The organism is Lacunisphaera limnophila, assembly GCF_001746835.1.
Taxonomy (GTDB): Bacteria; Verrucomicrobiota; Verrucomicrobiia; order Opitutales; family Opitutaceae; genus Lacunisphaera; species Lacunisphaera limnophila.
The window spans coordinates 1,975,684-1,997,104 of sequence record NZ_CP016094.1; the positions used below are offsets into that span (position 1 = coordinate 1,975,684).

The following is a 21,421-nucleotide window of genomic DNA, read 5'->3' on the forward strand; positions in this document are numbered from 1 at the left end:
CTAAAACATGGCGGCAACCCCGCGTTCAGCCCTCTCTCCCCTGTTTTTGCCATGCCTGCTTGTCGCGCTTTGTTTCGTTTGCTCTCGCTCGTTTCCCTGCTGCCGGCCACCGCCGTCTCCTTGCCCGGGGCCCCGGGTCCGCAGAGGACTTTTGAACCCACGTGGTCCTCGTTGCACGCGTACGAGGCGCCCGCATGGTTTCGTGACGCCAAGTTTGGTATCTTCATGCACTGGGGGGTGCAGAGCCTGCCGGCGGCGGCCAATGACGGTTGGTACGCGCGCCACCTGTATCTGCAGGAGGGTGCTCCCTGGGGTAACGCCTACGCCCACCATCTGAAGACCTACGGGCATCCGTCCCAGTTCGGTTTCAAGGATATGATTCCCCTGTGGAAAGCGGAACGTTGGGATCCGGATGCCCTGGTGAAGTTTTATAAGGAAATCGGGGCCCGCTACATCGTGCCGGTGGCGGTGCATCACGACAACTTCGACCTCTATGACTCGAAGTTCCAGCCGTGGAATTCCGTCAACCTCGGGCCCAAGCGCGACATCCTGCGCGGCTGGAAGGACGCGGCGGACCGCCATGGCCTGCGGTTCGGTGCGTCCTCGCACTCGGACCGCTCGTGGGATTGGTTCCATGTCGCGCATGGCGCCGACACCCACGGACCGCTCAAGGGGGTGCCGTATGATGGCAACCTGACCAAGGCCGATGGCACGGGCCGGTGGTGGGAAGGCTTGGATCCCGCCGATCTGTACGGCCCGCCCCACGCCGGCGGCTTTACCAACCCGCCTCACCCCGACGACGCGAAACCGGATCAAGCCTACAAGGACAAGTGGTTCGCCCGCACGCAGCAGCTCATCGATGACTACCAGCCCGATCTCCTCTACTTCGATTCACCGATGCCGCTGGGGGAGCACGGACTGCGCTTGGCTGCCTCGCTCTACAACCGTACCGCGGCTCCCGTGCTCACCATCAAGTCGTGGGGGCCGGGGACGGTGCCGGATGAAGGCGCCGTCGTATTGGACATCGAGAAAGGCCAGAGCGACCGGTTGCGGTACTTCGCGTGGCAGACCGACACCTCGCTGAACAACAACTGGTTCATCGACGAAAAGCCGATGGAACTCACGGACGAGGTGGTCGTGCACAACCTGGTCGATATCGTGAGCAAGAACGGCAACCTGCTGCTCAACGTGGCGCTGCGGGCCGACGGCACCCTGCCGGATGACCAACGTGCGGCCCTGACCAGCGTGGGCACCTGGCTGGCGCAAAACGGCGAGGCAATCTACGGCACGCGTCCGTGGAAGCTTTTCGGCGAGGGCCCCACGATCGTCGCCGGCGGGCACTTCCAGCAACAGACCCAGCCGTTCACGTCGGCCGACATCCGCTTCACGACCAAGGGCGACACGCTCTATGCCATCCTGCTCGGTTGGCCGGCCGACCAGCGCGTGCGGCTCAAGTCGCTGACCGCGGCCCGGCGCATCACTCTCCTCGGCTCCAGCGCGGCGCTCACGTGGGAGAACTCGACGGAGGGCGTGACCGTGCGGCTGCCGGCGGAAGCACCCGGTCGGTTTGCCTACGTCCTGCGCATTGAAGGGCCGGAGTCGCTCTTCGCTTCGACCAACCTCTTGGCCTGGTGCATCGTGCCATACGACAGCCAGAAACGCACCCCGGCCGAGCGCATCGCCATGCTCCAGCGCCTCGGTTTCACGCAGTATGTGTGGGATTGGCGCCCGGAGCACCTGAAGGATCTGCCGGAGGAGATCAAGCGGTCGCGCGCGGCCGGCGTGAACCTGCGGGCCATCTGGCTCTGGATCGACGGGACGCAGGACCAGGTGGGCGCGCTGGGCGCGAGTAACCGCGCCGTGTTCGACGCGGTCGCGCAGGCGCACCTGCCCGTGGAATTCTGGGTGGGATTCCACGACAATTATTTCGCCGGTCTGGATGACGAGGCCCGCCTGCTCAAGGCGCGGGCCATGGTCGCTCACCTGCGGGACCGCGCGGCCGAGACGGGAGGCACGGTGGCGCTCTACAACCACGGCGGCTGGTTTGGCGAACCGGAGAACCAGCTCAAGATTCTGGCGGCAGTCGGCGACGACTCCGTCGGTCTGGTCTACAATTTTCATCACGCGCACGATCAGCTGGATCGTTATGCCGACATTCTGCACCGGCTCGTGCCGCACCTGCGGGCGGTAAACCTGAACGGCATGCGGCCGGAGGGCCCCAAGATCCTGCCGCTTGGCCAGGGCACCCGGGAAGGGGAAATGTTGCGCCAACTGCAGGCCGCCGGCTATGTCGGCCCGCTGGGCATACTGGGCCACGTGGAGGACGTCGATGTCGAAGGCGTCCTGCGGGCGAATCTGGACGGCCTGCGGACCCTGACGAAGCAGCCATAGACGAAGCCCGGCGGGCGAAATCACGCGCGGTTTGGCAGCGCGCCCGGCGCGCAGGCGGCGGTTAGCGGGAAGGCGTGAGCGGCGGGAAACGTTGTCTCACGCAAAGACGCAGAGGGTGAAGCTAGGCCGAGGAACTTTCTCCCTGAGCCTCGGCCTGAAATTTCGCCTCGTCGGTCGACGCGGAGGGCAGGTAAAGCAAAACGCCCGGCGGTGGGCCGGGCGTGGGGGAGGAGGGGTGGGTGCTGGTTCAGCGTGGGAGCTGGCCGCTTGGGGCGGTGGGGCGGGGGCCGAAGCCGGGGCGACCGCCGGGGCTGGGGCGGCGCGGCGGCGGCGCGGCGACGCGGCGGACCGGCACCGGCTCGGGCTCGCGGGCAATGCTGACGGTGAGGGCGCGCCCGTTCAGGTCGGCACCGCTCATGGCGGCGACGGCGGCGTCGGCTTCCTGCCTTGTGCCATACGTGACAAAGGCAAAGCCCTTCGGCGTCGCGGTGGCGTGGTCCATGGCGATGAAGCAGTTGGCGATGGTCCCGAAAGGTGCAAATGCCGCCTGCAGTTGGGCTTCGGTGATCGTGACGGGAAGGTTGGCGATATAGATGCGAGGGTTCATGGTAGGGCGGACGAGGTTGCGCAGTGTCCAAAACAGTCCGTCCCCGACTGTCGGGGCTCAAATCGTCAGGTGAACCAGGTTCAGCCGTTGATCCTACAGTCACTGTGGCGCGACGTATCCAGCTCTACCATTCACGCCTCGCGGCGATTAGCCAGTCTATCGTTGGGTTAGTGAAATACAGGCCGGAGGAGGAAAATTACCCTAGCCACCCAGCCAGACCTCGTCCAGCTGCCCCGCGCGCCGAGAATCGACCAACAACGGGGCCGCCCCCCTCGGTCGATCCCCGGCCGTTCCTCCTACCAAGCGTAATCCAGCCGCAGGCCGATAAGCGGCTCGGCTTCGCTTTCGTCCTCCACGGGAACGCCTCGGCGGTAGTCAAACTCGGAGCCGTCGCTCGACGATGCGGCCGTTACGTTGATGACATCAATAAAGGTTGTGACGTCGATGGGGCCAAAGGAACGCCGATAATCTACGCGAACGTTCAACAAGCCGTAACCGCTGTTGCGACCCACATTGCGCGCCGTGATCTCCTTCGAGTAACGCAGCGGTTGTCCCGGTCCCAGCACGTCGGAGTGAATCACAAAGTCGTCGTAGGGACGGCCGGAAAGATATTTGTAGCGCGCGCCGACCTTCCAGCGGTCGCTGATTTCCCAGGTAAGGCCGAGAGTACCCACATGCTCGCGGCTGAAGTCGGCAACGACGTCACCGCGACCGTCCTTCCGGTCGATCACGGAATCGTTGTACGAGTAGGTTGCGGTGGCGTAGAGGCCTTCGAGAATCGTGCCGTTGACCACGAGGTCGACGCCGTACGATGTGCCGTCACCGATGTTGGAAAACGTGCCGCGGACGCGATCAAGGTTTACCACCAGGTTGTCGAGGTTTTGATAATAGGCTTCCGCCAAAACCGACCAGCGTTTGTTCGGATAATACTGAAAGCCGATACTACCGTGCGTGATTTCCTCGTTCTTAAGTGAGTTTGCGGCGTTGGCGGCCAGTTGCAAAAACCGGGGCGACTGATGAAAGAGCCCGGCGGTGGCAAAGTACCTGATCGTGTCGCCCGGCCGCCAATTGACGCCGAACCGGGGCGACGCGAGGCTTTCGTTGGCAAAGCCGTCCCGTTCGAACCGCAGCCCGGTGCGAACATCCCAATCGCCGCGCTCGAAAACCTGGTCCACGTAGCCGGCATAGCTGGTCTCTTTCCGATTGAGGGCGGAGTTGGTCCTGGCGGGGGTCAGCACAATATAACGCTGACCGGGGTTGGCGCGGAGGTCGTTGCCGTCGTAGATAAATCGATTCCAATCGCCCGCCAAGACCGTGGAGTAGTCCAGGTCAAGTTGCGTGGCGTGAATCCCGGCGCTGAACACGCCCCAGTGATTCACCGTCTTGAAGTCGCTGCGCCAGCCGAGCTCGGTCTCGCCTTCGCCGATGGTAATGATGTTCTCCCGCACGGGAAAACTGGACGCGGGTGATCCCGGCGGCACGAGATCGGGAAAAGCTTCACCCTCCGAGCTGAGCTTGTCGCTTTTGCGGTAGTAAACCTTGTTGGTCCAAACCGCTTCGTCCCCGACCAATGAGCGCAAGGTCAGGCCGTACAGATCACTGTCTTGCTTGAAATCCAGCAGCGCCGCGTCCTCAAAATTGGGCGACGCAAAAACGTGCGTCACGTCGCGAACATAGTCCTCGTGGGTATCAATCAGCAGGATTTCAAACGTGTGGCGCTGGTTGATGGGGATGACCGACTTGACGAGGACGTCCCTTAAGACCGGATCGCCAATGTCCAGTTCTTCGATCGTTTCAAAAAACGCGCCAAAATCCAGTTGTCGGGCAGAAACGAGCACGGTGGAGCCATCCGTGATCCCGGCCGGGCCTTCGTAACCCACTTCAAAGCCCGCCAGGTCAATGCGCACGCTGGCGGAGGGGCTGGGATCGCCCCCGGCGACTTCCAGCTTGAGGAGCGAGGCCGCCCGGCCGCCATATGCGGGACCCCAGCCACCGGGTGAGAACTCTGCTCCGCTGATCACGTTCGGGGCGAAAATCGAGAAACGGCCGCCGCCACCGATATCTTCGTCTTCGCCCAGGGTCGCGTCGAAGTGCACCGCTTTATCAAAGGGAAATTCATCCACGAAAAACAAATTATCCCTCGGGCCGCGGCCGCGGACGCTGAAGCTCGCAAATTCACCGGTGGAGGCCAGGCCGGGCAAACCGTCCAGCGACAGCAGCGGATCGGCGCCACCGCCCACGGCGCCGGTCAATTCCTCCCGATTGCGATAGGTGCTGGAAGCGGAAGCATAGACATCAGCGGGGCGGGCGCGCACCACGACTTTCTCCAGAATCACCGGTTGGCGCAGCAGCTCGAAATCAATCTGGATGTTTTTGCGCGTGATCACGCGGACGCTTGGCTCAGACGAAGAAGCGAACCCGCTTTTGGCGACGTTCACCGCGTAGAGGCCGGGGTCGAGCGCTTCAACGACGATGCGCCCTTGGGCGTCGGTTTCAACGGATCGCGTGGTGTTAGTCTCCCGTTCCGTGATCGTGATCTGCACGTTTGGGAGCGGCCGGTCGGTGACCTCATCTTTTACCAGAATGGTCATCCCACCGGGCGCCTCGGCTGATTGGGCCAGAATCGGCAAACCCATGAGAAGCACCACCAGGGTAAACCATGATTTATTGAATCTCCTGTCGCAAATTTGGAAGTCCATGAGACCAGAGACTACGCGAGCGCGCGTGAATAGGCCGTGAGGCGAACGTTAAAGAAACGCCAAATCACGCCGTCGTCAGCGTCGCCAGCGACAGAGCGGTGAACGGGGAGACCGAATTCCAGTCTGCGGGCCTCGGGTATCGACGATTGCTCAACAAACAGATTGAAATGGTCGCGGGTTCCGACCAGCAAGTTCGGGCATCGCGCGGACGACGGCCCGGTTCGGCCACGTGCGCTTCCCAGGATGATCGACGCCCCCAACAAACCCGTTCTCCTCGTGGAGGACAATTTCGACCTCGCCGGCAATATTCAGGACTACCTCGAGCAACGGGGGTGGAGTGTCGACTATGTGCCCAACGGAGCCCTCGCCCTGCACCGCGTGAGTGAGCAGTCGCACGCGGCGGTGATTTTGGATCTTCGCCTTCCGGTGATCGACGGGTTGGAGGTCTGCCGTCGGTTGCGGCACAGCATCGCGCCCCGGATTCCCGTGCTGATGTTGACCGCCGCGGATTTGCTCGACGACCGACTGACGGGATTCGCGGCCGGGGCGGACGACTACATGGTCAAGCCCTTTGCGTTACCCGAATTGCTCGCGCGATTGCGGGCGCTGGTGCGGCGCAGTTCAGCGCTGTCTCCTTCCCCGGTGATCCGTCTGCACGACCTGGAATTGAATTCTTCGACGCGGGAGGTCCGCCGGGGCGACCGCCGGCTCGTGCTCACCCGCATGGGCTACTCCATCCTAGAATTCCTGATGGCGCGATCCCCGGCCGTCGTCCTCCGCCAGGAATTGGAACATCATCTGTGGGCGGATCACCCGCCCGGGAGCGACGCGTTGCGCACGCACATCGCGACCCTGCGTGCGGCCGTGGATCGGGCGGAGCGCACCGCGCTGCTGCATACGCAACGCGGAGTCGGTTATCAGCTGGCCGTGATCGAGCCTGGGCGCCGACATGAATGACGCGAAAAAACGGCCGCCGGGCCGCCTGGCCTCGCGGATTCGCTGGCTGCTCGTGGGCCTGGCGGTTTTGCAGGCCGCTTTGACCGCGTGGGTGGGATGGATGCTGTTGCTCACCGCCGAAGAGCGCCTCAAGAACCAGTACTATGCGCACCTGCTCGAATACGCGGCGCAGGCCGGGCCGACGGCACCGCTGCCGGCCGGGGTGATCCGCTATACTTCCCGCGAAGCAATCAGCGAGGCGCTGGGACTCGCGGCTCCGCCCACGGAACGCGGTCTGTATCCTGCATTCCGCGACCCCGCGCAGCATCGGACCGAAGTGATGCACGGATTCCTCGATTACATGTACTGGTCGGACTGGGATGAGGAATATGTGATCTGGGTCGACTCGCCGGGGACGGGAGCAGCGGTGACCTGGCTCGTCAGTCCGGTCGACGAGTACTCCGACGCGATTGTCGGCTCGTTTCAAGTCGCGCTCCTGATCGCGGCGCTCGTCGTCATGGTGGTGTCGCTTACCGGAGCTTCGCTGATCGTCCAGTGGGCCTTGAAGCCGATCGTCGCTCTCGCCGAGCGGGTGCAGCAACGAAATCCCGACATCAAGGTCGCCGCGCTTGCCCCGGGACGGGCGGCGCGCGTCAACCCCGACGAAGTGGGTTTTCTCGAGGGAGCGTTGGAAGCCTACGAGGTGCGCCTGCGCGAGTCGTTCGCCCGGGAGCACGATTTCCTGGCGGATTGCAGTCACGAGTTGCGCACGCCGGTGGCCACCCTGAAAGGAGCGGTCGCGTTGCTGCAGACCAGCACGGATGACACGGCGCGGGAACGCTATTTCGGGCGGATCGAACGTTCCGTGCATCGCATGGAACGTTTGATCGAGATCTTTTTGATGGTCGCCCGGGAAGGCCGCCACCGGACGCCGACCCAGCCGGTAGACGCGGCCGGGGTGGTGGCGGAAGTGGTGGATGAAATTCGCGCGCTCTATCCCACGCACCCGCTGCGGATTCAATTCTGTGCCGACCAAGCGGTGACGATCGAGTGCCACCGCGAAGTACTGGCCGTGTTGTGCCACAACCTGATCGGCAACGCCTTCACCCATCTCCCGGGTGGCGAGTTGGGCGTGCGGGTGGATTCGATTGATGGCGAGGTGCGCTTGCGGGTTGAGGACGACGGTCCGGGACTGCCCGAGTTCAGGGATATCGCCGTGACACCGGCGCCGGGGCATGGGCATGGTTTGACACTCGTGGAACGCCTCTGCCGCACCCATGGCTGGCGGCTGACCAAGGTGCCGCGAGAGCAGGGAGGCACCTGCATCGAAGTGATCTTCCCCCGTGCGCACACCTGAGCGGACGTAGTGCGACAGGATTCGGCTACAAACTACAAAGACTGACCGCGTCCGACTGCCTTCTTCGGCACATCCCGCCAGGCGACTCACTCAGCGGTTGTGCGCGACCGCAAGGCACGGCCCAGCTGGAGCTGGGCCCTCCAAAAGAAAAGCGCCGGTCGGGTGACCGGCGCTGAAAATAGCCCAACAACCAACAACGCTTAACCAAGAACCGAGTATCGCTCAGCGATACTCCTCATTCGTGTTCGCGTTGATGATCTTGAAGTTCTCCACGTGGTAGTTCGGGTCGGCCCGGAAGGCCAACTTCACGCCGAAGAGCTTCTCCATGCGGACCAGGAGGTCGGAGTCCTCGGAGCGGAGGCGCTCGAGGATGCCGGGGTGGACGTGGACGCGGAGGCTGTACTCCTTGCCGTCCTTGCGCGCCTGGAGGCGGCGGGCGACGGAGCTGAGGCGGCGCTGGAGCTCGACGGACATCGTCGTGGCGCTCTTCACCGTGCCGCGGCCGTGGCAGTACGGGCAGGGCGTGTACAAGTTGGCGCTCAGGCTCTCCTGCTGGCGCTGGCGCGTCATCTGCATGATGCCGAGCTGCGAGATGGGGAGGATGTGCGTCTTCGCCTTATCCTCGGCCATGAGCTCGACCATCTTGTCGTACACGGCGTTGCGGTGGCGCCGCTCCTTCATGTCGATGTAATCCATGATCACGAGGCCGCCGATGTTGCGGAGCCGGATCTGGCGCGCGATCTCGACCGCGGCCTCCATGTTGACCTGGAAGATGGTGTTCTTCTCGTCGCCCGAGCGGCTCTTGTGGGAGCCGGTGTTGACGTCAATGGAGATGAGGGCCTCGGTCTCGTCGATCACGATCTGGCCGCCGGAGGGCAGGGTGACCTTGCGCTGGAAGGTCTGCTCGATCTGGCGCTCGATGTTGTAGCGCTCGAAGACCGGGATGCTGTCCTTGTAGTAGGCGATCTTGCCGCGGGAGCGGGAGGAGATCTGGGAGACGAACTCCTGGGTGCGCTTGAAGTCGCTCTCGTCGTCGATCAGCACGCGGTCGATGTCCTCAGTAAGGAAGTCGCGGACGGTGCGCTCGACGATGTCGGGTTCCTGGTAGAGGTTGGACGGGGCGCGGTCGTGCTCCATCTTGTACATGATGGTCTCCCACTTCTTGAGCAGGAGGTGCAGGTCGCGGACGAAGTAGCGGGACTTCTTGCCCTCGCCCGCGGTGCGGACGATGACGCCCATGCCCTCGGGGATGGTGAGCTCGTTGATGAGGGTCTTGAGGCGCTTGCGCTCCTGGGGATCCTCGATCTTGCGGGAAATGCCGCAGCCGTCGGAGAACGGGGTGAGGATGAGGTAGCGGCCGGGGAGAGAGAGGTTCGTCGTGGTGCGCGGGCCCTTGGTGCCGATGGGGCCCTTGGTGACCTGGATGACGATCTCGGAGCCGGGGGGGTAGAGGCCGGGGATGTCCTTGACGGTGGGCTCGGCCTTGCGCTCGACGGCGCCCTTCTTCTTGTTCACGCGCACGACCTCGACGGAGGAGTCGGTGGCGGCGGGGAGCATGTCCCAGTAGTGGAGGAAGGCGTTCTTGGCGTAGCCGATGTCGACGAAGGCGGCCTTGAGGCCGGGGTCGAGGTTCTTGACGCGGCCCTTGTAGATGCCGCCGACCATGCGGTCGTCGGATTCGCGCTCGATCTCGAAGCGGTCGAGCTGGCCGTCAACGAGGAGCGCGACGCGCTTCTCGAGGGGCTCGGAGTTGATGACGAGCTCGCGGAAGATGGCCTTTTCCTTGCGGAAAATGCCGAGGATCTTCTGAAGGATGGGCCGCTGGGCGGCGCGTTCCTTGGATTCGGCCTTCAGCTGGCCGGCCGTGAGGGGGTCGACTTGCTGGGCGCGGGGCGGTTGCGTGAGTTCCTCTTCACGTGAGGCGGCGTCCTGGGGGGCGCCGGAGGGGGCTGACTGATCGTTCATGGTGGGGGTGGTCCCTTTGGGTGTTGTCGGCAGGGCACCAGGTGCGGGCATGCGGCGCGCAGGAGATTCCGGCAGAGCGGTCAATATCGCGGGGTGGGCAGCACATGTCAGGTGTCCCTCCGGAAACGATAGACGCTTTGGACCAGTCCTTGCAGCAAGCAGCAGCTGAGCACGAAGGTGCCGCCGTAGCTGATAAATGGAAGCGGTATACCTTTCACCGGCACCAGCCCGATGGTCATGGCGATGTTCACGAACACGTGCACGGCCAGGAGCGCCGTGACGCCCAGCGCCAGTAAGGCGCCGAAGCGGTCGCGGGCGAGGCCGGCGATCCGCAGTCCGTTCCACAACACCACGCCAAACAGACCGACGACGGTGATGCTTCCCAAAAATCCTTTTTCCTCCGCGATGACGGAGAAAATGAAGTCGTTGTGCGCCACGGCGGGCGGCAGGTAGCCGAGCTTGGCCTGAGTGCCCTCGGTCCAGCCCTTGCCGATGAGGCCGCCGGAGCCGACGGAGATGAGCGACTGGCGGCTGTTCCAGCCGATGCCGGTCGGGTCGATCTTGTCGGGCAGGGCGAAGGCGAGGACCCGGTTGCGCTGGTAGTCCCGGAGGGGCAGCCACGAGTGGGACTCGTAGGCGCCGCGGTCGCGGAAGTAGTGCAACTTGTTTTCGTCCATGTAATTGGCGTAGCGCCACACATCGAGCGCGACGATGCCGACCAGCAGGGCAAACACGCCCAAGGCCCCGGCAAAGAAACGCAGCGAGAGGTTGGAGACGAACAACATGGCAAAGACCATCGGAGCAATCACGAGAGCACTGCCGAGGTCGGGTTCCGCAATGATCAACAGCATGGGCAAACCCACGGCAAGGGCCAATTTGATCAGCACCTGCAGGGAGTCGGCGACGGAGCCGAGTTTGGAGCCGGTGAGGAGGGCGGCGGTGATGAAAAGCACCGAAACCTTCGCAAATTCAGAGGGTTGGAAGGCCACGCCGATATCGATCCAGCGCCGGGCGCCCATGCCGTGGGTGGTGCCGATGCCGGGGATGAGGACGAGGACCAGCAGGACGATGCCGGCGAGGTAAACCCAGTGGGCGTAGCGGAGCCAGATCCGGTAATCCAGGAGGGAGGTCGCGAGGTAGAGGATGGACCCCAGGGCGAGGTAGAGGAGTTGTTGCCGCCACTGGGTGCCGTCGCGGGCGAACTGGGCGCTGTAGATGAAGAACACCCCGAACAGGCTGAGCAGGACGATGCAAACCGGGGTGATCCGGTCGAAACGCTCGCGGGTGGTGAGCTTGAAGAAGCTGGCCAGGTCGAGGTTGCGCAGGAATTTCACGGGTGAGGACGGCACTAAAAGGGCGGAAGCCGCCGGTAACAAGTAACAAGGATCAAGGGGCGGGAGATCAGAGGACAGATGGCGGAGAGGCTTAGGCAGTCGTGAGGGCCTCGACGGGTTCCTGCGTGGGGGTGGTGTCGAGGGACGCGGGGGCGGGTTCGGCGGGCGATGGCGCGGCGACGAGGCCGAGCATGATCCAGAAGGGCACCGCGCCCATCGGCCCCTCCAGCACGACGCCGAACGTGGCGCTGACGAGAATGATCCACAGGCCGCACCACAGGCCCCAGTCGAGGCTGGCGCCGTCGCGGCGCAGGGACCGCCAGGTGCGGACGAGCAGGAGGGCGCAGATGGACAGCCAGACGACCAGACCGGCCACGCCGAGGCGACCGAAGACCGTGAGGAAGACGTTGTGCGGGCTGCGGGCGGTGAATTCCTCGGCCGCGCTTTCCGGGTAATATTCCTGGAGGAAGCCGGCCGCCAGGTCGTGGCCGAAGCCGAGGCCGAAGACGGGTCCCTCGCTCCAGGTTTCCTGGAGCACATTCGTCCACCAGACCTTGCGGAAGCGGTTGTTGGCCCCCTTGAAGCTGCTCTCCTCGCTCTCGTAGCGCTTGGCGCCCTGCAGGTCGACGAGCGAGAGCATGCGGTCCTTGGCGCCGGCCAGCTTGCCCTCGGCCCAGCGGTTGTTGCCCAGCGTGGCCAGCGCGAACAAGGCGAGGCACGCGGCCACGGCCAGGGCCGTGAGCCAGGCGGGCAACCACCAGCGTCCCGCGGCCAACAACAGGCCGGCTGCGACGAGGAGGCCGGCCAGCGAGGAACGGTTGTTGCTATTGAGGACGGTCAGCACCAGCAGCGTGGCGACCACCCAGGCCAGCTGCCGCCAGCGACCGCGCGTGCCCAGGAACAGGGTGACGGCGGTGACCGCGATGAAGGTGTAGGCCAGGTCGCCCTTGAAGAAGATGACCGGCGACCCGTGCAACGTCAGCGTATCGTAGAACAGCGCCGGCAACGCGATGGAGAGCGAGAGGGTGACGGGCAGCAGGAGCAGCCCCGCCACCAAGCAGCCGAGCAGCCAGGCGCGGGCCCGCGGGTCGCGGGCGATGTGCACGGTGAGGAAAAAGAACACCGCGTAGTAGACCAGGGCGAAGTCGCGGGCGGCGAGCATCCCGTAGCCGGGGAAATCGAGCACAAAGCGGGCGGTGCCCAGCACCAGCCAGGCGAAGAGCAGGCCGTGCAGAGTGTCGCGTTCGAACGGCAGCCGGCGGGTGAAGGCGCACACGATGAGCCGCCACGCCGTCGCGACCCCGAGAGCGATTTCCGCCGGGAGGAGCGGCAGGCCCGGCACGGGCATCAGTTGCGCGAAGCCGCGGTTGCCGACGAGGTAACCGAACAGCACGAACCCGAGCAGGATGATGTCGAATGACAGCTGCAGGACCCGCGACAGGATCGCGGCGACCGCGAGCACCGCGATCAACCCCGGCCAGAGGTAGTTACCCCCGGCCAGTTCGATGCCGGTCCACGCCGCCAGCGCGGCGGCGGCCAGCATGACGAGGGTTTGGCGTAACCGGGGATCCACCGCGACACCCAAGGCCGCCGCCTCCGGGTTGGCAACGCTGCAGGTGGCGCTTGCCGAGTTTCCCGGCCCCAACATTCTCGCGCCATGCCCGTCGTATCGGTCCTGCTGCCCTACCATCGCGTGACGCCGTTCCTGCGGCCGGCCGTGGAGAGCATCCTGGGGCAGACCCTGCGCGACCTTGAATTGATCTTGGTGGACAACGGCACAGGGGGCGGACGCGACGTGTTGGGTGAGGCCGGCCGGGATCCGCGGGTCCGGCTCATCGCCTTCGACACGAACCGGGGCGGGGCGGCGGCGCTCAATGCCGCCCGCGCGCAGGCCCGCGGTGAGTACTTCGCCCACATGGATTCCGACGACATCGCCCTGCCCACCCGCCTGGAGCGGCAGGTGGCGGTGCTGCGGGCGGAGCCCGGCCTTGGCCTGCTCTCGACCCATGCCCTGGTCATCGACGAAGCCGGCGCGGTGACCGGGTCGCAGTTCACCCTGGCCTCGGAGCGCGAGGAGCGGATTTTCTCCGCCTACTCCCTGCCCATCACGAACCCGACGGTGATGGGCCCGCGGGCCGTCTTCGAGCGGTTCCCGATGCGCGGGGAGTTCCTGGTGTCCGCCGACTACGATTTCTTTGCCCGGGTGATCGAGTCACACCCCTGCCGCTGCCTGCCGGAGCCGTTGCTGCACTACCGGACGCATCCGGGGCAGGTGACCCTGAGCCGGAGAAACCTGATGATCCTCAACGCCTGCCTCATCCGCTTGCTCACTGCGCGCCGGCGGGCGGGCCGGCCCGAGGACTTCGGGGCATTGCTGGACGCGCATCGCGCGTGGCTCGCGGAGCCGCCGCCGGCGGCGATCTGTTACGGGCACTTTGCCGGGCTGGCCCTCGCCGAGAGGTTCGACGTACTCGCGATCTTCCTCGCGCGGCGCCGGGTGGCGGCGGAGCGCCGTTGGTCGGTGCTCGGGGCGGCGACCGGGATGCTGTGCCGCGCCCTCGCCCGGCCGGCGGCCGACCGCGCACGACTGCTCCGGATGTTTTTCACCGGCCCGGTTCGGGCCCACGGCCTCCGGCCGCTCTGACGCCATGCCCGCCGTTTCCGTCATCCTGGTTTTCCACCGCGACATCCGGCACCTGCGTCCGGCCATCGCGAGCATCCTGAACCAGACCCTGCGCGACTTGGAACTGCTGCTGGTGGACAACGGGTGCGGTCTGCCGGCGGAGTCGCTGGGCCCGCTCGCCGCGGATCCGCGCGTGCGCTGGGTGCGGCTGGCGCGGGACGACGGCATCGGCGTGGCGGCGAACGCCGGCGTGGCCGCGGCCCGGGGCGAATTCGTGGCCATCGCCGACTACGACGATCTCTCCCGGCCCAACCGCTTGGAACGGCAGCTCGCGGCGCTGCGGGCGGATCCCGGGCTGGATCTCGTCTCCGCCTTGGCCGACCGGATCGACGGGGACGACCGCCCGATTTCCGGCCGCTGTTTCACGCTGGCTCAGCCGGAAGGCTTCCGGGCCTACGCGCAATACGCGGCGCCGGTGATCCACCCGGTGGCGATGGGCCGGCGGGCTTTGTTTCAGGCGCTGCCGTTCCGACCCCCGTTCCGCTTCACCAGCGAGCTCGATTTCTACGCGCGAGCCGTCGAGTGCGCGCGTCTGGGAGTGCTGCCCGAGGTGCTGCTCGACTACCGTTGGTATCCGGCGCAGACGACGCAGCACTACCACGCGAACATCGAGCAGGCGCGCGCCATGATCAACCTGCTCACGGCGCGACGCCGGGCGGGCCGGCCGGAGCACCTGGCGGAGCTGGCCGCGATGGCGGACGGGTTGACCCCGGCGGAATTCTGCCGGCGCGTGGCCGCGTGCTGCCTCGTCGAGGGCTACCCCGTGCCGGCGGCCTACCTGGCGCGCCGGTCACTCGCCTTGCAGCGCACGCCGGCCGCCGCCGTGGCCGCGGCGGGCCTCGCGGTGCGGGCCTGGCGGGCGGCCCCGCCGGCGGAGCGGTCGCTCACCCGCCGGATGTTCCTGACCGGTCCGGTGCGGGCGCTGGGGCTGGTGCCGGCCTGAACAGCGCCTGACGGGCGAGGGTGCGGGTGAGCAGCCAGGTCACGACCGGCGCAAAGGTCATCCAGCCGGCGAGGACGCCCCGGCCGAGGACCGCTCCCAGTACGCAGCCACCGACCAAGACAAAGGAGGTCGTCAGGTCGACGCGGGCGCAGGCCGATTCCCGCAGACCGGCGAGGAGCGTGGCGTGGTAAATTACGGCCGTGAAGATCGCGATGGTGAAGGCACCGCCGGGCACGATCCAAAAGAGGGCGGGGGCGTAGGCCGGATTGATCAGCGAGCCGACCAGCCAAGGGGCCGCGCCATGCAGGCCGGCGAGCGCCGTGGCGGCCGCGAGCGCGTAGCCGAGAGCCAGCCGATCCGCCTGTCGCGCCAACGGCGCGCCCTCGCCCGCCGCGCGGTCGCCGCGGGCGTAGAGACCGGGCTGGGCGTACTGCATGATCACGGTGCCGAGCATGGAGGTGACCACGCCGGCGGCGCCGCCCATGAGAGTGAAATAACCGGCTTCCGTCTCGCCGTAGAACGACGCGATCAGCCAGCGGTTGACCGCCCCCGTGGTCCAACCGGCCGCGGCGAGGATGATGAACAACGGGCCCTCGTAGACGGCGGTGAGCCCGGGCGGGCCGGCGGGGACCGGGCCGGGCCGCTGCCACTCGGGACGGAGCATCCAGACGCCCGCCGCGGCGAGCACGAGCGCGTGCAGGGTGAAACCCGTCCACAGCAGGGCGAGGCTGCCCCCGAGGGCGGCGTAAAGCAGGGGCGGCCCGAACGAGCGGGTAAGGGAGCCCGCGACCGTCACGGCACAGTCACGCCAGTGCGCCTGCATGGCCTGCAGCGCGGCCTGCGCCATCTGGCCCAGCGAGAGCAGCGAGGCGGCGGCGAACAGCGCTCCGGCCATCACGAGCGTCTCGCCCACCGAGCCGCCGGGCATGAACCAGGAAGCCGCGGCGGTGAGTACCGCCAGCCACGGCAGGCGCCGGGCCCAGGCGGCGGTGACCTCGCGCGCGAGTTGCGGGCGCCGGGGGGATGCGGCCCAGTGCCGGCCGACGAACTTGGCGAGGCCCGCGTGCACGACCCAGGTCCCGATCGGCACGACGCTGAGAAACAGTCCGTAGAGCCCGAGCGTGGCGGGCGGCAGCAGATGGGAGTTCACCCCGATGCTGGCGACGCCGCAGGCGAAGCCGATGCCCTGGGCCAGCAGGATGGGGACGAGACGGAGACGGGAACTGGGGGCCGGGCCGGGCATCGGGCGTAGTGGACGGGATGTTCGCGAATAACGCGCGCGCTGCAAGCCGGGCTTCCCCGGGCCGGGTTTTGGGGCTTCCCCGGGGACGGGCGTTGCGCTTTGGTGTCGGCGTGACGCCCCCTGCGCCGTTGGAGATCCTGCATTACACCGGCTACGACGATGACCGGGGCGGCATTGTCTCCGTGGTGCACGCGTTGGCGTCCGCCGGGAGGTTCGGGTGCGTGCTCGGCATGAATCCCGGGGCGGTGCAACGGCGGATGCCGCCCCTGCGGGCCGAGTTTTTTCCCGCGCTGGCTGGCGAGCTGATCGGGCCGGGCAACGGCTGGCGGGCGCGGGTCACGGCCCGCGCGGTGCAAGCCTGGCTGAGGGCGGATCCCGCGCGGGTCTTTCACGGGCACTCGCGGGCGGGCCTGCTGGTGGCGTTGTGGCTCGACCAGATGGGAGAGCGGCGGGTGGTGGCGAGCGTGCATTGTTACGGCCGGCAGCGCTGGTTCTACCGCTGGGCGGCCCGGCGGCTGGGTGCGCGCCTGCGCTGGCTGAGCCCCGCCATGAAGGATTATTACGGGGTGGGCGACGGAACCTGGGCCGGTTGCGTGCCCGGTTGTGCGGGACCGACCACCCCCGCGCCGCGGGTCGCGCGGGACGAGACCGCGCCCGTGCGCCTGGTCGGGATCGGCGCGTTGGTGCGGTGGAAAAACTGGCATCTCGTGACGGCGGCGCTGGCGTTGTTGCCGGCGCCGGTGCGAGCGCGCCTGCGCTTCACGCACATCGGCGCCGCGGACGGCACGGCGGATGCGGCGGCCTACGCGGCGCAACTGCGGCGGCGCAGTGAGGCGGCGGACCTGCAGGGGCTGGTGGAGTGGCGTGGCGAGCAGCCGTCGTCCGCCGGGGTCCTGGCCGAGGCGGATGTGGTGGTGGTGGCGTCCGACCACGAGCCGTTTTCGGTGGCCATGCTGGAGGCGCTCGGGGCCGAGGTGCCGGTGCTCGCCGCTGATTCGGGCGGGGCCCGCGACCTCATCCGGACCGGTGAAAACGGCTGGTTGTTCGCGAGCGGGGATGCGGCGGCCCTGGCCGGTTGCCTGAGGGCGCTGGTGGAGACCCCGGCCCTGCGGCAGGTGCACCCCCGGCCGGAGGATCTCCGCCGTTTCACCGCGCCGGTGGTGGCGGCGGAGTGGGAAAAAATCTATCGCGAGGTCAGCGGCGCATGAGCGGTGGCGGGCCGGTCCGGCTCCTGCATGTGGCCCCGTGGATCCGCACCACCGGCGGGGTCGAGACCCTGCTGGCGCGGCACGCGCAGGCGGATGCCGCGCTGGGTTTTGACGCCCGGCAGCTCGCGTTGTTCGACCGGACGAGCGGGGCCACGGACGACGCGTATGCGACGCAGGGTTTTTCGTGGCGCAGCACACCGCGCGGGATGCAGGCGGCCATGGCGCGGGCCTGCGCCGCCCGGGCGGGCAGCGTGATCGCGTGGCACAATGCGTGGGGTCTGCCGTGGTTTGCCCCGGCGGATGGTTCGTCGCGACGCATCGCCTGCCTGCAGGACAGCGTGACTCATTTTGGGCCGCTGCTGCCCGGGCTGGCCGGCTGGGTGGACGGCGTGACCTGCCTGAGCGCAGCGGCCGCGCGGTCGATCCGCGCGGGGTTGCCGGAGTTGCCGCCGGAGCGGGTGGCGGTGATGCCGCTACCGATCGCGGCGCCGCCGGGGTTGAGTGCCACCCGGCCTGCCCGGGACGAATGGGTGATCGGTTGCGCCGGCCGGCTGGTGCGGGCGCAGAAACGGTGGGACCGGCTGGTGCCTTTTGTGGCGGAGCTGCGCCGGCTCGGGGTACGCCACCGGCTGGAGATCATCAGCGACGGGCCGTTGCGGCCGTGGTTGGAAAAAAGACTGGGGGCGGATCCGGCGATCCGGTTTCTCGGTTGGCAAACCCGGGACGATTATTGGAAAAGGATGCAGGACTGGGACGCGGCGGTGTCGTTCACCGACCACGAGGGTGGCCCGATCGTGCTGCTGGAGGCGATGGCGGCGGGAGTGATCCCGTTGTATCCGGCGGTCGGGGGCAGCCTCGGGGACGAGTGTGCGCCGCTGGTTGATCCCCGGTGTCTTTATCCCGCCGGCGACGCAGTGGCCGCCGCGCGGGTGCTGGCGGAACTACGCGCCGCGCCGCCGGCGGAGTTGGAGGCGATGCGGTCGCGCGCGCAGGCCGTGGCCCGCACGCACAGCCCGGAGGAGTATGAGCAGGCGTTCGCCCGCCTGGTGCGAGCGGTGACGGCGGGACCGCGGCTGTCGCGTCCGCCGGGCGGTGTCCGCCCGGGGCGGTTGGCCGACTGGTTGCCGCTGGGTTTGCTGACGCGGGTTTGGCCGGCCGCCTTGGGACGCTAGGCCGGTGGGTGGTCGACGGAGGTGAGGGCGGCGTGCAGGGCCTGGAGATGGATCGCGGTCGTATAGTGGGCGAGAAAATGACGCCGCAACGTCCCGGCCGGCGGAGGAGTTTGGGCGAGGGCGCGCACCGCGGCCGTCAAGGCGTCCGGGTCGTCGGGCGCGATGAGCGTGGACTCCGGCGGGAGGGTGTCGGGGATGGCGCGCCAGCGGGACGCGATGACAGGCAGATCGTGGGCCAGCGCCTCGAGCAGCACGAGCGGCTGGCCCTCGGCCGGGTAGCGCGTGGGCAGGCAGAGGGCGTGGCTGGTGTGGAAAAGGGCGGTCTTTTCCGCGCCCTGCACCGGGCCGACGTAGCGGAGGGCTGCGGGGTGTTGCTGGCAGAGTTCCTCGTAGCGGAGGCCGGTGGCGAAGTCCGGAAACGAGCCGGCGGCAACGAGCGTGAAGCGCGGTTGCGCCGCGGGGCGCGGGCGGCGCGGTTGGCGGCGAGCACGGCGGCGGCGCTGGCGAACAGGCCTTTCTCCTCGCTGCACAGGCCGAGGAAGAGGACCTGAAACGGCGGGCCGGCGGGGCGGGGCGCGGGATTTTCCCCGGGGTCCGTGATGCCGTTAGGCACGACGGCGATCTGGCGCGGGGCCAGCGCGGCGGCATCGGCGCGCAGGCTGTCCGCGAGCACGATCGAGAGATCGGCGCGGCCGAGCAGCAGGCGGGTGAGGCCGCGTTCGAGGGCAGTCGCTTCAGTGGCGAGCCAGGGGTCGAGGCCGGACGCGTGCCAGTGCAGCACGAGGCGCTTGAAGAACGGACGGCAGAGGAGCATGACGACCCAGTCGCGCCAGAGGGCGCCGCGTTTGCCCGGGGCCGGTATATAATAGAGCGTGTCGCAGTTCTCGTGAAAGCGGGCAGTGACGGTGCGGAGGCAGGCCGTCAGCAGGGCGAAAACCTTCCCCGGTCGCGCGCGGCCGATGTCGGCGGCGTCGCGGGACAGCCCGAGATTGATGTGATGCACGGCGAGGCCGTGGGCGGGGAGGCCGGTGACCAGGGTCTGCACCATGAGGCTCTGCCCGTGGAGGGGCGGGGGGATTTGGGCGAGGACCAGGAGCTTCATCTTCGGCTTGGAAACGCGGCGGGACACGGGATGATGCGGCCCGATGGTGAGCAATCCAGCCGCAAAAAGCCCCGCATCCCCGCCGGTCCGATGGATCTTCGCGGCGGCGTGCGCGCTGGCCGGGTTCGGGGTTTTCCAGTTTTTCGGCAATGCGAGTCGCGGCTACATCGACACGACGTCACTGTTTTATTGGTGGGGCTACCAGTGGGCCAACGAGGCCTCGGAAGCGGAGCACGGGTGGCTGATCCTGGCGCTGAGCGGGTGGTTGTTGGTGCGCAATCTGCGCGCATGTGACCAGGAACAGGGGACCAGCAACCCGGGCCGCGGCTGGCTGCCGGCGGCGGCGATGCTCGGTGGGCTGGCGGTGCACCTGCTGGGTTATGCGCTGCAGCAGACGCGAATCTCGATCTTTGGGCTCCTGCTGTTTCTCTGGGGAGTACTCGCGCTGGCGGGCGGGCGGCGGTGGGGGCGGGCGGCGGTTTTTCCGGTCGCCTTCATGGTTTTCGCGATTCCGCTCAGCGTGCTCGACACGGTGGGGTTTCAGATGCGGCTGGGGGTCATCGAGGTGGCCTGGCGGCTCGCGCAATTCATCGGCATCGATGTGATCCGCAACGGCACGCAACTCATGTCGCCGGAGGGCGGCTACCAGTACGACGTGGCCGCGGCGTGCAGCGGCATGCGCTCCCTGATGGCGCTGGCGGCGCTGTCACTCCTGCTCGGCTATCTCAATTTCCGGTCCTGGCCGGTGCGGTTGCTGGTGGGCCTGCTCTGTTTTCCCTTCGCCTTTGTCGGCAACGTGGCCCGGATCCTGGCCATCATCGTGATGGCCGAGTGGCAGGGCCAGGCGGCGGGAGTGAAGACCCACGACGTGATGGGCTTCGGGGTTTTTGTCATCGTGCTCGGTCTGGTGCAGGGGACGGTGTGGCTGTTGGAAAGACGCGGCATCGGATCGCCGGAGGCTGGAGTCGGGAGACGGCAGGCAGTGGGCGTGACGGGCGAAGGCCGGCGGACGGTGACAGGGGACGATGCGCCACCGACTGTTCGCGGAACCGGGCTGGTGGCCGGGGTGGTCATCGCCGCCGCATTGGTCGTTGGGTTGGCGGCACATAAGCTCAACACTATCCCGGTGAGCCCGCGCACGGGGATCCGGCTGGCGGCGGACGGGCTCAACCCGGTGGCGCTGCCCGATGCCATCGGCCTCGACTGGGCCGGACAGACGGCGGAAGTCACGGCCGTCGAGCGCGAGTTGCTGCCGCCGGACACCGGTTACTCGCGGAAGAATTACATCTCCCTCCTCGACCGCCGCGTGCAGGTGTTCCTGTCGATCGTGCTGAGCGGGCGTGACCGTTCCTCCATCCACCGGCCGGAGCTGTGCCTGGTCGGGCAGGGGTGGACGATCACCGGGCGGCTGGAGCATGTGTTCCGCCATCCGGATGCGCCGGACCTCCCCGTGCCGGCCACGGTGTTGCGCATCGAGCGGGAGTTCACCACGGCCCGCGGGGAAAAGGTCAAGGTGCCGGCGCTTTTTGCCTACTGGTTCGTGGGGGCCGACAAGGTGGTGGCCACAAACAGCGGTCGGATGGTGCATGCCTCGCTCGGCCGGTTGCGGCACCTCCAGGCACATCGCTGGGCCTATGTGGTGGCCCAGACCCTGGCTCCGGATGGCGAGCCCGCCGCGCTGGCACGGATCCAGGCGGTGCTCGACGGCACCTTGCCGGCGTTCCAGGACCCGGTGCCGGCCGCGGGATTGTAAAACCTGCGCCGTCTGCGGTGTTGCCAAG

General features: G+C 67.3%; 15 protein-coding genes. 8 read left to right on the forward strand and 7 right to left on the reverse strand.

The window, feature by feature from the left end:
- Window positions 1-51: 51 nt before the first annotated feature.
- The gene (locus Verru16B_RS08180) at window positions 52-2,391 is read left to right on the forward strand and encodes an alpha-L-fucosidase (RefSeq protein ID WP_083270206.1); all 2,340 of its coding nucleotides are present in this window, start codon (window positions 52-54) and stop codon (window positions 2,389-2,391) included.
- A gap of 247 nt (window positions 2,392-2,638) precedes the next feature.
- On the opposite strand, the gene Verru16B_RS08185 is transcribed toward Verru16B_RS08180, so the two are convergent.
- Both Verru16B_RS08185 and Verru16B_RS08190 read right to left on the reverse strand, forming a co-directional pair.
- Window positions 2,639-2,998 carry an RNA recognition motif domain-containing protein gene (locus Verru16B_RS08185; protein ID WP_069961825.1) on the reverse strand — a complete coding sequence of 120 codons (360 nt, stop codon included), beginning with the start codon at window positions 2,996-2,998 and terminating at the stop codon, window positions 2,639-2,641.
- A gap of 296 nt (window positions 2,999-3,294) precedes the next feature.
- Window positions 3,295-5,697: a TonB-dependent receptor gene (locus Verru16B_RS08190; RefSeq protein ID WP_069961826.1), complete on the reverse strand. Its 2,403-nt coding sequence runs from the start codon at window positions 5,695-5,697 to the stop codon at window positions 3,295-3,297.
- A gap of 243 nt (window positions 5,698-5,940) precedes the next feature.
- On the opposite strand from Verru16B_RS08190, the gene Verru16B_RS08195 reads away from it, so the two are divergent.
- Together Verru16B_RS08195 and Verru16B_RS08200 are read left to right on the forward strand one after the other, a co-directional pair.
- Window positions 5,941-6,654 (forward strand): response regulator transcription factor, encoded by a 714-nt coding sequence (locus tag Verru16B_RS08195; protein WP_069961827.1) that lies wholly within the window; start codon window positions 5,941-5,943, stop codon window positions 6,652-6,654.
- Window positions 6,647-7,990, forward strand: a complete 1,344-nt coding sequence (locus tag Verru16B_RS08200) for a sensor histidine kinase (RefSeq protein ID WP_069961828.1) — start codon at window positions 6,647-6,649, stop codon at window positions 7,988-7,990. Before Verru16B_RS08195 ends, Verru16B_RS08200 begins: the two co-directional genes overlap by 8 nt.
- A 222-nt stretch (window positions 7,991-8,212) precedes the next feature.
- On the opposite strand, the gene Verru16B_RS08205 is transcribed toward Verru16B_RS08200, so the two are convergent.
- From Verru16B_RS08205 to Verru16B_RS08215, 3 genes are all read right to left on the reverse strand, one after another.
- Window positions 8,213-9,955, reverse strand: a complete 1,743-nt coding sequence (locus Verru16B_RS08205) for an Rne/Rng family ribonuclease (protein ID WP_179947406.1) — start codon at window positions 9,953-9,955, stop codon at window positions 8,213-8,215.
- A gap of 107 nt (window positions 9,956-10,062) precedes the next feature.
- Window positions 10,063-11,289: a rod shape-determining protein RodA gene (rodA, locus tag Verru16B_RS08210; protein ID WP_237023488.1), complete on the reverse strand. Its 1,227-nt coding sequence runs from the start codon at window positions 11,287-11,289 to the stop codon at window positions 10,063-10,065.
- A 91-nt stretch (window positions 11,290-11,380) separates the two neighbouring features.
- Window positions 11,381-12,832 carry an O-antigen ligase family protein gene (locus tag Verru16B_RS08215; protein ID WP_069961829.1) on the reverse strand — a complete coding sequence of 484 codons (1,452 nt, stop codon included), beginning with the start codon at window positions 12,830-12,832 and terminating at the stop codon, window positions 11,381-11,383.
- Window positions 12,833-12,946: 114 nt separating this feature from the next.
- Here Verru16B_RS08215 and Verru16B_RS08220 point away from each other — a divergent pair, with 114 nt between their 5' ends.
- Both Verru16B_RS08220 and Verru16B_RS08225 read left to right on the forward strand, forming a co-directional pair.
- Window positions 12,947-13,933 carry a glycosyltransferase family 2 protein gene (locus tag Verru16B_RS08220; RefSeq protein WP_069961830.1) on the forward strand — a complete coding sequence of 329 codons (987 nt, stop codon included), beginning with the start codon at window positions 12,947-12,949 and terminating at the stop codon, window positions 13,931-13,933.
- Between the two features lie 4 nt (window positions 13,934-13,937).
- Window positions 13,938-14,915 (forward strand): glycosyltransferase family 2 protein, encoded by a 978-nt coding sequence (locus Verru16B_RS08225; RefSeq protein ID WP_069961831.1) that lies wholly within the window; start codon window positions 13,938-13,940, stop codon window positions 14,913-14,915.
- On the opposite strand, the gene Verru16B_RS08230 is transcribed toward Verru16B_RS08225, so the two are convergent.
- The gene (locus tag Verru16B_RS08230) at window positions 14,857-16,158 is read right to left on the reverse strand and encodes a polysaccharide biosynthesis protein (protein ID WP_069961832.1); all 1,302 of its coding nucleotides are present in this window, start codon (window positions 16,156-16,158) and stop codon (window positions 14,857-14,859) included. The genes Verru16B_RS08225 and Verru16B_RS08230 overlap by 59 nt on opposite strands.
- 110 nt (window positions 16,159-16,268) lie before the next feature.
- Between Verru16B_RS08230 and Verru16B_RS08235 the strand changes: the two genes are divergently transcribed.
- Window positions 16,269-17,366: a glycosyltransferase family 4 protein gene (locus Verru16B_RS08235; RefSeq protein WP_157772344.1), complete on the forward strand. Its 1,098-nt coding sequence runs from the start codon at window positions 16,269-16,271 to the stop codon at window positions 17,364-17,366.
- Window positions 17,363-18,538 (forward strand): glycosyltransferase family 4 protein, encoded by a 1,176-nt coding sequence (locus Verru16B_RS18120; protein ID WP_069961834.1) that lies wholly within the window; start codon window positions 17,363-17,365, stop codon window positions 18,536-18,538. Before Verru16B_RS08235 ends, Verru16B_RS18120 begins: the two co-directional genes overlap by 4 nt.
- Here the strand turns inward: Verru16B_RS18120 and Verru16B_RS19220 are convergent.
- Window positions 18,535-19,068: a glycosyltransferase gene (locus Verru16B_RS19220; protein ID WP_083270210.1), complete on the reverse strand. Its 534-nt coding sequence runs from the start codon at window positions 19,066-19,068 to the stop codon at window positions 18,535-18,537. The genes Verru16B_RS18120 and Verru16B_RS19220 overlap by 4 nt on opposite strands.
- A gap of 615 nt (window positions 19,069-19,683) precedes the next feature.
- Between Verru16B_RS19220 and Verru16B_RS08250 the strand changes: the two genes are divergently transcribed.
- The gene (locus Verru16B_RS08250) at window positions 19,684-21,393 is read left to right on the forward strand and encodes an exosortase/archaeosortase family protein (protein WP_069961836.1); all 1,710 of its coding nucleotides are present in this window, start codon (window positions 19,684-19,686) and stop codon (window positions 21,391-21,393) included.
- Window positions 21,394-21,421 lie beyond the last annotated feature (28 nt).

Coding starts and splice junctions, on each gene's coding strand:
- Verru16B_RS08180 (WP_083270206.1), top strand. CDS start 52: ATGCCTGCTTGTCGCGCTTTGTTTCGTTTGCTCTCGCTCGTTTCCCTG.
- Verru16B_RS08185 (WP_069961825.1), bottom strand. CDS start 2,998: ATGAACCCTCGCATCTATATCGCCAACCTTCCCGTCACGATCACCGAA.
- Verru16B_RS08190 (WP_069961826.1), bottom strand. CDS start 5,697: ATGGACTTCCAAATTTGCGACAGGAGATTCAATAAATCATGGTTTACC.
- Verru16B_RS08195 (WP_069961827.1), top strand. CDS start 5,941: ATGATCGACGCCCCCAACAAACCCGTTCTCCTCGTGGAGGACAATTTC.
- Verru16B_RS08200 (WP_069961828.1), top strand. CDS start 6,647: ATGAATGACGCGAAAAAACGGCCGCCGGGCCGCCTGGCCTCGCGGATT.
- Verru16B_RS08205 (WP_179947406.1), bottom strand. CDS start 9,955: ATGAACGATCAGTCAGCCCCCTCCGGCGCCCCCCAGGACGCCGCCTCA.
- Verru16B_RS08215 (WP_069961829.1), bottom strand. CDS start 12,832: ATGCTGGCCGCCGCCGCGCTGGCGGCGTGGACCGGCATCGAACTGGCC.
- Verru16B_RS08220 (WP_069961830.1), top strand. CDS start 12,947: ATGCCCGTCGTATCGGTCCTGCTGCCCTACCATCGCGTGACGCCGTTC.
- Verru16B_RS08225 (WP_069961831.1), top strand. CDS start 13,938: ATGCCCGCCGTTTCCGTCATCCTGGTTTTCCACCGCGACATCCGGCAC.
- Verru16B_RS08230 (WP_069961832.1), bottom strand. CDS start 16,158: ATGCCCGGCCCGGCCCCCAGTTCCCGTCTCCGTCTCGTCCCCATCCTG.
- Verru16B_RS18120 (WP_069961834.1), top strand. CDS start 17,363: ATGAGCGGTGGCGGGCCGGTCCGGCTCCTGCATGTGGCCCCGTGGATC.
- Verru16B_RS08250 (WP_069961836.1), top strand. CDS start 19,684: ATGGTGAGCAATCCAGCCGCAAAAAGCCCCGCATCCCCGCCGGTCCGA.